General features: G+C 35.9%; 13 protein-coding genes, 1 pseudogene and 1 other annotated feature. Of the genes and pseudogenes, 9 read left to right on the top strand and 5 right to left on the bottom strand.

What is annotated here, in order from left to right; translation table 11 throughout:
• Positions 1-15 precede the first annotated feature (15 nt).
• Positions 16-1,377: pseudogene (locus Q5760_RS15575) on the bottom strand (PFL family protein).
• Between the two features lie 20 nt (positions 1,378-1,397).
• A complete protein-coding gene (locus Q5760_RS15570) occupies positions 1,398-1,673 on the bottom strand; it encodes an ACT domain-containing protein (RefSeq protein WP_428908551.1) in 276 nt (91 codons plus the stop codon).
• A 175-nt stretch (positions 1,674-1,848) separates the two neighbouring features.
• Positions 1,849-2,071: a binding site (T-box leader), on the top strand.
• A 104-nt stretch (positions 2,072-2,175) separates the two neighbouring features.
• Between Q5760_RS15570 and proB the strand changes: the two genes are divergently transcribed.
• Positions 2,176-3,285, top strand: coding sequence for a glutamate 5-kinase (proB, locus tag Q5760_RS15565; protein WP_428908550.1), 1,110 nt, complete (start codon positions 2,176-2,178; stop codon positions 3,283-3,285).
• Between the two features lie 10 nt (positions 3,286-3,295).
• A complete protein-coding gene (locus Q5760_RS15560; protein ID WP_428908549.1) occupies positions 3,296-4,543 on the top strand; it encodes a glutamate-5-semialdehyde dehydrogenase in 1,248 nt (415 codons plus the stop codon).
• 45 nt (positions 4,544-4,588) lie between these two features.
• On the opposite strand, the gene Q5760_RS15555 is transcribed toward Q5760_RS15560, so the two are convergent.
• On the bottom strand, positions 4,589-4,930 hold the full coding sequence (locus tag Q5760_RS15555; protein WP_428908548.1) for a cupin domain-containing protein: 342 nt from the start codon (positions 4,928-4,930) through the stop codon (positions 4,589-4,591).
• A 317-nt stretch (positions 4,931-5,247) separates the two neighbouring features.
• Between Q5760_RS15555 and Q5760_RS15550 the strand changes: the two genes are divergently transcribed.
• From Q5760_RS15550 to Q5760_RS15535, 4 genes are all read left to right on the top strand, one after another.
• On the top strand, positions 5,248-5,655 hold the full coding sequence (locus Q5760_RS15550; protein WP_428908547.1) for a hypothetical protein: 408 nt from the start codon (positions 5,248-5,250) through the stop codon (positions 5,653-5,655).
• An 83-nt stretch (positions 5,656-5,738) separates the two neighbouring features.
• Positions 5,739-6,401: a Yip1 family protein gene (locus tag Q5760_RS15545; protein WP_428908546.1), complete on the top strand. Its 663-nt coding sequence runs from the start codon at positions 5,739-5,741 to the stop codon at positions 6,399-6,401.
• 726 nt (positions 6,402-7,127) lie between these two features.
• A complete protein-coding gene (locus Q5760_RS15540) occupies positions 7,128-7,790 on the top strand; it encodes a DUF559 domain-containing protein (RefSeq protein WP_428908545.1) in 663 nt (220 codons plus the stop codon).
• 685 nt (positions 7,791-8,475) lie between these two features.
• Positions 8,476-9,291: an N-acetylmuramoyl-L-alanine amidase gene (locus Q5760_RS15535; RefSeq protein ID WP_428908544.1), complete on the top strand. Its 816-nt coding sequence runs from the start codon at positions 8,476-8,478 to the stop codon at positions 9,289-9,291.
• 62 nt (positions 9,292-9,353) lie between these two features.
• Here Q5760_RS15535 and Q5760_RS15530 read toward each other — a convergent pair whose 3' ends face one another.
• The gene (locus tag Q5760_RS15530) at positions 9,354-9,536 is read right to left on the bottom strand and encodes a Spo0E family sporulation regulatory protein-aspartic acid phosphatase (RefSeq protein WP_428908543.1); all 183 of its coding nucleotides are present in this window, start codon (positions 9,534-9,536) and stop codon (positions 9,354-9,356) included.
• Between the two features lie 203 nt (positions 9,537-9,739).
• On the opposite strand from Q5760_RS15530, the gene Q5760_RS15525 reads away from it, so the two are divergent.
• Positions 9,740-10,882: an acyl-CoA dehydrogenase family protein gene (locus Q5760_RS15525; RefSeq protein ID WP_428908542.1), complete on the top strand. Its 1,143-nt coding sequence runs from the start codon at positions 9,740-9,742 to the stop codon at positions 10,880-10,882.
• 66 nt (positions 10,883-10,948) lie between these two features.
• On the opposite strand, the gene Q5760_RS15520 is transcribed toward Q5760_RS15525, so the two are convergent.
• Positions 10,949-11,101 (bottom strand): YpzG family protein, encoded by a 153-nt coding sequence (locus tag Q5760_RS15520; protein ID WP_428908541.1) that lies wholly within the window; start codon positions 11,099-11,101, stop codon positions 10,949-10,951.
• A 239-nt stretch (positions 11,102-11,340) separates the two neighbouring features.
• Here Q5760_RS15520 and Q5760_RS15515 point away from each other — a divergent pair, with 239 nt between their 5' ends.
• On the top strand, positions 11,341-11,946 hold the full coding sequence (locus tag Q5760_RS15515; protein ID WP_428908540.1) for a hypothetical protein: 606 nt from the start codon (positions 11,341-11,343) through the stop codon (positions 11,944-11,946).
• 302 nt (positions 11,947-12,248) lie between these two features.
• A complete protein-coding gene (mnmH, locus tag Q5760_RS15510) occupies positions 12,249-13,325 on the top strand; it encodes a tRNA 2-selenouridine(34) synthase MnmH (RefSeq protein WP_428908539.1) in 1,077 nt (358 codons plus the stop codon).
• Positions 13,326-13,357: the final 32 nt, after the last annotated feature.

Below are 13,357 nucleotides of genomic sequence, written 5' to 3'. Positions count from 1 at the left end.
ACCTTTGTATATTTGTTAATTTATTAAAGATTGTAATGGAGCTGGTATTCTGCCACCGCGTTGAATCATCTTTTCGGAACTAAATGGATTGACTCCCATTACAGGTGCACGTCCAAGCAGTCCACCAAATTCAACCAATTCTCCTTCATTTTTTCCAGGAACAGGAATAATACGGACAGCAGTTGTTTTTTTGTTGATCATTCCAATTGCTGCTTCATCTGCAATAATAGCTGATAAGGTTGCAGGTGTTACATTACCTGTTAAAGCAATCATATCTAAACCAACAGAGCAAACACAAGTCATAGCTTCTAGTTTTGATAGGGAAAGCGAATGATCAATAATCCCTTGGATCATCCCGTTATCTTCACTAACTGGAATAAAGGCACCGCTTAATCCCCCCACATATGAACTAGCCATCGCTCCACCTTTTTTAACCGCATCGTTCATTAAAGCCAAGGCTGCAATGGTTCCATGCGTTCCGACTCTTTCTAATCCAATTTCCTCAAGAATTTCGGCTACACTATCATTTAATGCATTTGTTGGTGCAAGGGATAAATCCATAATTCCAAATGGTACATTTAGACGCTCTGCAACAACGCGCCCAATTAATTCACCAGCTCGAGTAATTTTAAAGGCTGTCTTTTAGATGACGTCAGCTACTTCTCCAAGATCAGCATCAGGATATTTTTTTAGTGCATTTAATACGACACCAGGTCCGCTAACCCCTACATTTAACACGACTTCTCCTTCTCCAGCCCCATGAAAAGCACCTGCCATAAAAGGATTGTCTTCAACAGGATTACAAAATACAACAAGTTTGGCGCAGGCTAATCCATTTTGATCCTTTGTATTTTCGGCTGCTTGTTTCATGATGAATCCCATCTGTTTAACGGCGTCCATATTAATACCGGCTCGAGTATTTCCAACAGATACTGAAGCACAAACTCGTTCCGTTTGACTTAGAGCTTCGGGAAGAGCATCTAATAAAACTTGGTCCCCCTTGGAGATTCCTTTATGTACAAGTGCAGAAAAACCACCAATAAAATCTACTCCAAGGGTGACAGCGGCTTTGTCTAATGTTTTTGCCAGTTCAATCGCTTGGTCTTTTGTTGCAGCCCCGAGGATTTCAGCAATAGGCGTAATGGAAATACGTTTATTAATAATCGGAATACCAAACTCTTTTTCAACCTTTTCTGCAACCTCTTTTAAGTTTTTAGCATAGGAAGTAATCTTATCATATACTCGTTGATTCATTACCTCAAAATTCGAATCAGCACAATCGTGGAGATTAATTCCCATTGTAACAGTTCGTATATCCAAATTTTCCATTTGGACCATTTTAATCGTTTCCAACATTTCGTTTATTGCAATATTCATATTTGGTTACACCTCACTTTCTATACTCGATGCATCGCTTGGAAAATTTCTTCAAGTTGAAGATTAATCGTCACACCTAAAGATTGACCAGCTTCGGATAATTGTTTTTGCAATGTTTCTAGATCTTGATCATTTGTAACATCGACGATCATCATCATGGTGAAAAAATCTTGTAAAATTGTTTGGCTAATATCAAGAATATTAACCCCATTTTCAGCAAGAATGGTTGTAACTTTTGCGATAATACCAACTTTATCTTTACCAATTACGCTAACTACTGCTCGTCTTTGTGCCATGTTTTCACCTCGGGTAGATTTAATTGTAATAATAATGATTATAGCGGAAATTGTCGAAAAAAACAAAAATATATGTATTGATAATAATTTTATTATGTTAACTCATCTCAGAAATGATCATCTCAATACACTTGACATAAATTCGTTTCGTAGTCATAATAAATATTATAATCAAAATTGAACGTTTAAAGATGGAATAGTAAAAGATCCTTTATGTGCAAGAGAGTGGGGTTTGTAGCTGGAAGATCCCATCACAATAAAACCTTTGAACCTGCCATCATAGTCCTATGCAAAACCATAGGCGCTTTCAGAGCGTTATCATGCCTAAGTGGGATACAAGTTTATTCGTATCCAATAAAGGTGGTACCACGGAAAAATAAGCTCTTTTCGTCCTTTTTATTGAGGATGGAAGAGCTTTTTTTATCGTCTATCAATTTTGTAGTGAAATAGAAAAAATGAAATTTTCTAATATATTTGATAAAATATAAAATGAGGGTGTAAAATGGAAAAAAAGCGTATTGTTGTAAAAATTGGTAGTAGTTCGTTAACCAATTCAAAGGGAGAGATTGATCAAGAAAAATTTAATGATCATGTCAAAGCGTTAGCAATGCTTAGACAAGAAGGACATGAAGTCCTCTTAGTTTCTTCTGGAGCTGTTGCTGCTGGTTTTTCACGCTTAGGTTACCCCTCAAGACCTGTAACTTTAAAAGGGAAACAAGCAGCAGCTGCTGTTGGTCAGAGCATATTAATTCAATCCTACTTTGAACAATTCAACCAGTTTAAGATCACACCAGCGCAAATTCTGTTAACGAGGAATGATTTTTCAAAAAAAGAACGTTACCGCAATGCTTTCGCAACAATAACGGAATTATTAGAAAGAGGAATTCTTCCCATTATTAATGAAAATGATACCGTTTCTGTAAAAGAATTGACATTTGGTGACAATGATATGTTATCGGCTTTAGTAAGTGGACTTGTGCACGCTGACCAACTCATTATTCTGACAGATATTAATGGATTATATGATTCAAATCCAGCTGAAAACCCAGCTGCTAGAAAATGGAACCATCTCCAGGACATTACAGATGATATCCTTAAAATGGCTGGTGGGTCAGGTTCAAAAGTGGGAACTGGTGGGATGAAGTCCAAATTATTAGCTGCTAAAACAGCACTTGCCTTAGGTGTTAGGGTCTTCATTGGAAAGGGATCTGGAGAAGAAAAACTTCTCCATATTCTTCAAGGAAAAGGGGATGGAACCTATATTGGGAGTGATTTCCTTACAACTGTAAATAATCCAAAACAATGGATTGCCCTGCATTCAGAGTCTTCAGGTAAAATATTTATCGATGAGGGTGCTGAAAGGGCACTCACCTTTAATGGAAGCAGTTTATTGCCGGCTGGAGTGTGTAAGCTTGAAGGCAGTTTTAATAAAGGTGATGTCGTAGAAGTGTTTGGAAAAAAAGGAATGTTAGGAAAGGGAGAAGTCTATTTTTCTTCAAATGAATTACAAAAAATAATGGGGAAAAGTAGTCCTGATGTATCACGAGAATTAGAGATGGAAACCTCTGTAGTCATTCACCGAGATAAATGGGTGCAAACCAATAACATTTAGGAGGAGAAATATGAGTGAAGTAACGATTAAGGCTAAAGCAGCGAAAAGAGTAAGTTTTGAGTTAGTTGGTAAAACAACAGAAGATAAAAATCAAGCATTAGCCCAAATTGCTAAACAATTAATTATCGATAAAGATGAAATTTTAGCAGAAAACGAGAAGGACCTTCAAAAAGGACGAGAAAATGGTCTGTCAGATTCCGTTTTAGATCGAATTATGTTAAATGAAAAAAGAATTATAGATATGTCAGATGCCATCCAACAATTAATCAGATTAGAGGATCCAGTTGGAGAAATATTGGAAACGATCAAAAAAGAAAATGGGTTATCCATTGTAAGTAAAAGGGTGCCAATTGGAGTAATTGGCATGATATATGAAGCAAGACCGAATGTAACCATTGACGCAGCAACATTATCTTTAAAAACAGGTAATGCCATGATTTTAAGAGGAAGTTCGTCTGCTGCTCATTCGAATCAAGTGTTAACAAAAACCATTCATCGTGCACTTGAAAAAACATCGATCCCAGTTGAGGCTGTCCAGTCAATCGAAGATACGAATCGTGAAGCAGTAAAGGAACTATACCATTTAAAAGAGTATTTAGATGTATTAATTCCACGAGGCGGTAAGAAGCTCATTGATACAGTCGTAAATGAATCCTCTGTACCTGTAATCGAAACAGGAGCAGGAAATTGCCATGTTTTTATTGATGAAAGTGCTAATAAGGAAATGGCGATCTCGATTGCCATTAATGGAAAAACACAACGCCCATCTGTTTGTAACGCGATTGAAAATATCCTTGTTCACGAAAACTGGTTCAACCAGCATGGGGTAGAGTTACTAAACGCTTTACGGGAAAAAGGTGTAACCATTCTTGGAGATGAAAAGGTTTGCCAAGTATATCAGGATGCCACATTGGCAACTGAGGAAGATTGGTATACAGAGTTTTTAGGACTAACGGTAAGTGTTAAACTCGTTTCAAATGTGAACGAAGCCATCCAACATATTAACCAATATGGAACGAAGCACTCAGAATCAATTATTACAGAAAATGAAGAACATGTTTCTCTATTCTTAACGTTAGTGGATGCTGCAGCTGTTTATCATAATGCTTCAACAAGGTTTACGGACGGATTCGAATTTGGTTTTGGGGCAGAAATCGGAATCAGTACGCAAAAACTTCATGCGAGAGGTCCTATGGGATTGAGAGCATTAACATCAAGTAAATATTTTATTTACGGTGAGGGTCAAGTGCGAAATTAAATTAACTGAAGGATAGCATATCGCTATCCTTCAATTAATATATTACTAAATATTTGTTGCAAAATCGTCATTTGGAATTTTGCATAATGTAACATATAGACTTACAGGCTCGTTACCTGTATTTTTAAATGAGAACTCCTCGTCACCCTCGGCATATATAACGTCATTAACAGCGATTTCAGTTTCTTGACCGTTTACGACCAATGTTCCTTGTCCATCAATGACGGTTAAAAACAAATCTGAACCGGGATGAGTATGGGTTGGGAATTCTTGCCCAGGTTTAAAATTAAGGACAAATGTTGTATTTTCCCCTTTTTTAAATAAAATTCGTTTTGTAAAACGTTCCTCGCTATATTCAATTGCATCATTGATTGATACTTTTTCCATTGTTCCACCTCATTTTCTACTCTTAAGGAAACAGCAATATTTCTCTAATATGATTTTGCCCAAAATACATAAAATGATCTAACATATTATCTCAATATTTCTCGGGAAAGCGCAAAAGTAGACATTTCCTTTGCAGATGCTGTCATTTTCTGTATATTTATATAGAATATAGTATAATATTGTCAAGTTGTTTGTGATTAATATCATCATTCTAAGAATATGAAATGAGTATTTTACTATTAAACATGAGAATAAAGTGGTAATCTTTAAAATAAAGTAGTACATTCTCCTAAATAGGAAATCGTGGAGGAGTTTTTATGTTAAAAACAACGAAAACATTAATAAATGAAGATAAAATTATTAGGATCTTAACTGATATTGTTGAGAAAACATATGAGGAAATAAAAGACGAGCATGTGTTACTATGTTTGGAGTGTAGTGATGTAGATTTAGAGATTGCAACGGTTAATCATTCTGAGTTCCAAGACGCTATCAAGGAGAACTTTGAATTAGACGAATTTGGAGATGTGATAGATTATGAGGAATATCAGCAATTAATGATGGAACTGTTTGATTTTTTCATCCAATTACATATCAATAGCGGGTTGTTTGACTATTTTCCTGAAGGTGAATATAAGGTAGGAGAAGAACTTTTAATTTCAGACTCTGATATAATCGCCCCTAAAGGGAAATATTATGCTCCTTTTGAAGATGCGATCCTTTAAATCTAAAATGACTAATTCAAAAGGTTCATTATTATGATATTATCATAAGATAATAACTGTTCTTATGATAATGGAGTGTTGAAATGAAAAAGAATGAACAATCACAAAAACCTAATTTATGGGGAATTCTTTGGCATCCAAGAGAACAACTGCTCAAGATCAGACAGAATTCATTGATAGCTTTCCCTTTAATTGTTGTCACGATTCTTTATGTAGTAGCTAGTACTCTAGAAGCCTTGTCAATCCGAACAGAAGACATAAGGTTATCAGGTATGTCCTTACAAGAAGCTGAAATGGTTTCGGCTAATGCAAAAGCTTTCACTGCAATGTCAGGATTTATAACTCCGATTTTTTCAATTACAGCCTTAACCTTTCTATACTATATTATTGTAAAAATAGCGAAAAAAGACGTACCTTTTAAAAATCTATTTTCAATGAATACGTATCTTTTTGTAATAGTAGCCGTTGGGTTATTGTTTAATTCATTATTATGGATGATTCTAGATAATCCTTTATCCGGTAAATTTGTTACGAGTTTAGGTGGTATTTTAAAAAGCGACTTTACACCATTGTATTCAATAGAATTATTTAGTATTTGGCATTATATTGTTACTGGTATTGGGTTATACACGATTGGACAACTTTCTAAGAAAGCCTCTATTTTTTTTGTTATTATCCTATTTATTTTAGAACTTTTCCTTTCATTTTTAGGGACTGAAATATTCAACTTGATAGCTAATCAATAGAACATATTCAACGAAAGAAACAGGCTTAATTAAAGTCTGTTTTTTTATTTTATGCACTGTTAATTTTGGTTGTTGACCTCTGTTTCAGTATTGAAAAATGGAGTAGAAGACATAATTTTGTTAAACGTGATTGTGGCAACATTCAATATCACGTGCGACACATTTAACTGGAGCAGGTGCCTCGGTCGTTTCATTCAAATCAATCGGTATGAACTTTACTATCATAGTGCCTCTCCTTAAAGTTTGGAATGCTAGATAACAGAGATAGAAATGAAAAGAGTGTATTGTCGAAATGCAAGAAAAATATATTGACTAATTTAAGAATTCTATTAAACTAAAAATAGTTCTAACCTCAAACTCTACAGTACAAATTCCCGCATGTCTATATTACCTTTTCTATCTTCAATCGAACCAAACAACCCATTTTTTTACATTAATTTTAAGAAATTCTCCGAAGTTCAACAGAATTAAAAATGGAGATACTTCTTTTGCGTGTCGAATATGTATGCTATTAAATACCTATAGTGTGGACGTTGATTATTACAAAATTTATGTGAAGTACATCTTTTGTATGAGGTAATAAAACAATACATAGATATCCAGATGGACTACAAGGAAAATTTGATAATAGGAGAAATGGATGATACATCGGTTTTAAAATTTGTTATGGTTAGGTAACTAAATTTTGTTTAAAAGATCTGACCATTAAATAGTAGGAGGGATGATATGGGATTTGAAGAAGAATACCAGACCTTTATGAATGATCACTTGCAGGCAAGAACAGGTGAACGGTTGCGGCGCTTACAAGAAGGTCACAACCATGCTGAAAAATTGTTTCTGAGGCAAGTGTGGTGGCCCTTATTTCACCATTTCCGGTATCTTCATCCAGAATATGAGGTCGATGATTACAAGGATGGCCAAAGATACTTGGATTTTGCTTATATTCGGCCTGCCATCCGGATTTGCCTGGAAGTTGACGGGTATGGCCCTCACCTTAAGCAAATAAGCAGATGGCAATTCTCCGACAGCCTGGAACGTCAAAACCAGTTGGTGATTGACGGTTGGACTGTGATCCGTTTTTCTTATGACCAAATTAAAGAGAACCCTCGTCGATGCCAACAGATTGTTCAGCAAGTGATTGGTCGATGGCTGGGGGATAAACTGGACCAGACATCTCTGTCCATTGTCGAAAAGGAAGTGCTTAGGCTAGCAATTCGAAAAGGAGAAGCCATATCCCCTATAGAAGTTGAGAAGTATTTGAAGCTAAGTGACAAAACGGTAAAAAAAATCCTTTCTCAACTAGTCGATAAAAAAATGTTGATTCCCGCATCTGGGGTCATGAGGATCCGCTCTTATCGGCTGGGGACTCAAGTTAAGCACACGATCTGATTCATAGTCGGAAAAATTCCGCTTAATTAGTAAATCCTAATAAAAAATAGCTTAAATAGACGGAGAGATTCCGCTTATTGACTTAAAAACACTAAAAAAGGGGGATTTTAATTTGCATAATCGGAAATTCTCCGCTAATGTACCTTCGAAACGAGCTCTATTCTAGATATAAGCGAAAAATCTCCGCTTATTTTTCTTTTTTACCTTAGAATTTTTCAGCAACCTAGGGAGAGAATACTTACTTAAAGGAATTGCAACGGATCCATACAGCTAATCTTACTTTAAATACTGTAAATGTTAGCGGATAAAATTTTTCCCTGTCTATACTCTTCGATGTTTCCACGATTCAAGTAAATTTATTGGTTTTTGAATGTTAATAGAGAAACAAATCAAGTCCATTCCATACCCTTTCAAAACAGGGGTCTTGCCCGATAAAGATAAGGGAGAAAGGGATAGAGACCTTATAGTTTCGTTTCGCGAGAAGCCACAATATTAAATGGGGGTATTAACCACGCGAGGTAGGAAACAAATTATCCGCTACAATCAACAGTTGTTTCAAGGTACAAACCATACACAGCCTTATCTGTTAAAAAGTGTAACTTAGGTCATTTAGTTTCATTATCAACATAAATATATACAGTCATTTCTCCATTTATTTGCATATAAAAGAATGGAGGTGATTTTTTTGGTAAAAATATTCATTGATCCAGGTCACGGAGGGTCCGATCCAGGTGCCGTAGGAAATGGTTTACAGGAAAAGAACCTTACACTTAGTATTGCAACCCGTGTTCGGGAAATTATAACTTCAGAGTATGAAAATGTATCCATTCAAATGAGTAGGACAGGAGATCAAACAGTCAGTTTAATATCACGAACGAATGCTGCTAACAGATGGGGTGCTGATTTCTATTTATCTATCCACATTAATTCAGGTGGCGGAACTGGTTTTGAAACGTATCGTTATCCGGGATCTGGAAGGTCAACGTCTACTTATCAACAAAAAATTCACGAAAGTATAATGGCAGAGATTAACCTGAGGGACAGGGGGGCAAAACAAGCCAATTTCCATGTTCTCCGTGAAACAACAATGCCATCCGTACTCACAGAAAATGGATTTATTGACAATCGAAATGATGCGGCTCTATTAAGAAATTTAAATTTTATTGAAAGTCTTGCTCGTGGACATGCAAATGGTGTAGCTTCTGCCTTAAATTTAAGGAGAAAACAAGTAAATGTTTCGCCGAACCTACCAAGTCCATCTACCCCAACAGGGCCTTCAACAAATGGTCTATTTAGAGTACAAATCGGTGCCTTTAGAAATAGAGAAAATGCTGAACAGACAGCAACTGCTGCTAAAGCAAGAGGTTTTCAAACGTATGTGAAAGAGGAAGATAATTTATTTAAAGTTCAGATTGGTGCATTTTCAAACAGAGAGAATGCAGAGGCTCTTGTTAGAAGAGCGGAAGAAGCTGGCTTTGACGCAGCGATCATTATAGATTGAAGGATAAGAAAAAGGCGACTAGATCTAGTTGCCTTTTTCTTATCCTTTATATGTGAAAATTATTATTGATGATTTTCATAGGATTGATATAAATAGATAAATTCATCTAACCTTCGACTCAAATGGAGGGTTTTTTCATGATCCAATCCTTCATTCATGCCTGCTGCAATAAGTTGTTCTCTAAGTGATTGAATATGATATAACAAGATTATTTTTAATGGACGATCGGTAAGGGAAAGATTCATACTATTTCCTCCATTATTTAGTAATAAATATGATTATTCTCAATTATAACATTTTATTAACATTAGGAATGTGACTTTAGACACACAAAGACTATTATACCCAAGTTACCCCCAAGTTACCCATTAAATATTTGCCCGAAGATTTTTTTTCCTTCATAATTAAAAATAAGAACGCTACTGATACTTGAAAAGAGGAGGACACAATGAATTTTAATAACTTAGAACGGTTAGAAGATAAAATAAGCTTAATGAAGCAACTTTCTTCACAATTTTTACACCGAGCTGCAAAAGTAGATGAATCCGGTTCGTTTTCTTATGAGAATATCAAAGAATTAAAACAATCTGGCTATACAACTCTGCCAGTACCGAAGGAATATGGAGGGAAAGGCATTACATTACTTGAGCTTGTTGTACTTCAAGAGACATTAGCTCAAGGCGATGGAGCTACGGCGTTAGGTATAGGCTGGCATATGTCGGTTATGAAAAATTTAGCTGAAAACAGAAACTGGTCCCAAACAGTTTTTCGTGAATTATGTAATGCCGTTTTAAACGGGGCATTAATTAACTCAGCGGCATCAGAAGCGCTAACGGGCAGCCCGACTCGTGGCGGAAAACCACAAACGATCGCACGAAAAGACAAGGAAAGCTGGGTGATTAACGGTCGAAAAACGTTCACAACCCTATCACCAGTTCTGGATTACTTTATTGTTAGTGCTTCTATAGAAGGAAGCGACGATGTAGGGAATTTTTTAATTCAACGGAAATGTAATGGAGTTTCTATTGAGGAAACGTGGGATAGTATTGCAATGAGAGGCACTGCTAGTCATGATTTAATACTGTTAAATGTAAAGGTACAAGAAAAAGACTGTGTCGAAATCCTTTCTCAACAGAAAAAGGCGAATGGCTCTCTTTTACATATTCCCGCTTGCTACTTAGGAATTGCTCAAGCTGCACAAAACGAAGCTCTACATTTTGCAAACACATATTCACCAAACAGCATATCTGGTAAGATAATTGATTTACCGAATGTACAGCAAAAAGTCGGTGAAATGGAATATGAGTTGATAAAAGCACGACATTTATTGTATAGCGTTGCACAAAAATGGGACGAAACGGAGGAAAAGGAAACGCTACTTCCTGAATTAGGTGTTGCCAAAATGGCCGTAACCAACAGTGCTATTTCCATTGTTGATTTGGCTATGCGAATAGTAGGGGCAAGAAGTTTATCGAAGAAAAGTCCATTACAACGATATTATCGGGATGTAAGAGCAGGTTTGCATAATCCGCCAATGGATGATATGACCATTAAACTGTTGAGCCAAAAGGCGATTGATAGAATCCAGTGAGAGTTAATTTTTGAAAATGGAGCAGGACTACTAAAGTCTGCTCCATTTTCGATTATTTCAGCATCCTTACCAACGATGGGCTTTTGCATTACTTCTCAAAATAATAACGGATTGGGAAACCTGTGTTTCACCATTAATTTGAGACTTCGTGTGCTTACGCCTTGTGTTTGGGTGGTGAAAAAGCTCCGACTGACGATCTAAATGATCTCTATAACTCATCGAATCACCTCTTCAATAGGATAGCTGAAGCATGTGATAAACCTTTTAGGTATATCAAATATAGCATGTGAAGCTTTGTATAAATTATTCATGGGAATAGATATGAAAGAAGATCCGCAAATTAAATGAAGCGTGTCAATTGTTACAGATTAAATAGATTAGATGGAATATACTTAGTTCATAAACATGTGATTGAAATTATTTTAGCCTCCAAATCATTTTAGGAGGGAGAGTTGCAAATGAACGGGAAAATTTCGGGGGAAAGTAGTATAATGAATTTGGATGTTATGATATATTCAATTATTGATCAAAATGGACCGACTAGTATTCCTTCGATTTGTCAAAAAATAAATAGTTATTTCTTTATAAGAGGAGTTAAAATAAAACCAATCGGACAAGCACAAATCCTATCGGCGATAAGAAGAAAAAAAGATACATTCCAAATGGATAATGGACTAGTTATATTACGTCCAGAACGAATACTTACAACATTCATTGCTGAAATTGGTACTTGTCATAGTCCTTGGTTTAAAGTGAAGGTAGATTTTCTAAGAAAAACATTTATTCTTTTAGAGATGAATTTAGATTTGGATCATCAATTACAATATCAACCACTAAAAGCGGGAAGTACGGACGACTTTAAGTTGGAAATTTATAAGCTAAAATGTTGGGATTGGGAATCCAGTTATGAGAAACAAGAGATTGTTTTAGATGGAATCTGTTGGTCTATACGCTTAAAAACAATCACGAATTCCTATAAAAGCGAAGGGTTAGATTTATTTCCGAAGGAGTGGCCCGCATTTTACGAGGCGTTAACAAGGTTACTCGGAAAAAAACTTTGTTAAATGGAATTTGTTATGGAATGAACCCCATCCAGGGTGTCAAGGATATTAGTGATAACTAATATCCTTTTCAAGGTCAGTTAAGCGAAAAAATATCAGTTTTTTGAAGTTAGATCGATGTCTAGCTCTAGCGCCTTGCTCCTAGTGGACTTGCCGTATCTTACGCAACGAAGGCAATAACAGTGATCTGCATTGTACCTATATCTCAGGATAGGAAGAACATTAATTACGTTTACTGTCCTGTACAAATCAGTCCATGTGGAAGCAAGGTGCTTCTGCTATTCTAGTATTGGAGGAAAAAGATTTTGAAAGACATTACCGTTCAAGAATTAGTAAATATGGATCATGCTGTATTAGTAGATGTGCGTTCACCGTTTGAGTTCTCAGAGGCTCACATACCTGGTGCAATAAATGTCCCGATCTTTACAAATGAGGAAAGACAAGAAGTAGGTACCCTTTACAAACAAGCCGATGCAAATACGGCAAAATGGCGAGCAATGGAAATCGTTTCACCTAAATTGCCAGCTATTTTAGCTGAAATCAAGAATATCACACAAAATGATAAACTACCGATTCTTTACTGTGCAAGAGGGGGGATGAGAAGTGGCTCAATCGCTACATTTGTTGAATTTTCCGGATTACCATCCTTTCGATTGGCCGGAGGATATCGGGCATACCGACAATATATAGTAGAGATGATTCCCAAACTAATCCCAGAACAAGCAATCGTTTTACATGGAATGACGGGTACTGGTAAAACGGAAATCCTACACAACTTAAAGCACAAGGGGTATCCTGTCATTGATTTGGAAGGGATAGCTGCCCATAGAGGATCGCTTTTTGGGACAGTCGGGTATCAACATGAGGGTCATAATCAAAAAGTATTTGATAGCTTGTTATATGAGAGTTTAAGGGAAATCCAAGGTTCTCCTTATTTTATCGTTGAAGCAGAAAGTAAAAGAATAGGGAAGGCTGGACAATCGGATGAATTATACGAGAGTAAATTAAATGGGATTAATATTTATATTACCTCATCCATTGAAACAAGAGTAGAAAGAATTATGAAGGAATATGTAGAACCTAATATTCAAGCCGAATGGTTTGATGAGGACATTTTACGTAAAGTGTTAAAGATGGAAAAACGATTTAAAAATAAAGATGCTTATCAACTATTGTTACAAGAAATTGAAAATAAATCTTATCCAGAAGTGATCCGCTTATTATTGAATGATTATTATGATCCACGTTATGGATTTAAAATTCGTGAATATAAAAATAGTTTTATTACGATTGATGGCAATGACATCGATGATGCGGTTAAAGAGATAGAAGAATATATTGCTAAACTACCTTTTTCGAAAAAGGAATTAACGCCTAATTAAAAAGCAACCTATCCTCAATTTGAGATAGGTTG

Source organism: Niallia sp. Kr1, assembly GCF_050389805.1.
GTDB lineage: Bacteria > Bacillota > Bacilli > Bacillales > Cytobacillaceae > Bacillus_BD.
The sequence above is the reverse complement of the archived record's forward strand: the minus strand, read 5'-3'. Positions and strand labels throughout refer to the sequence as shown.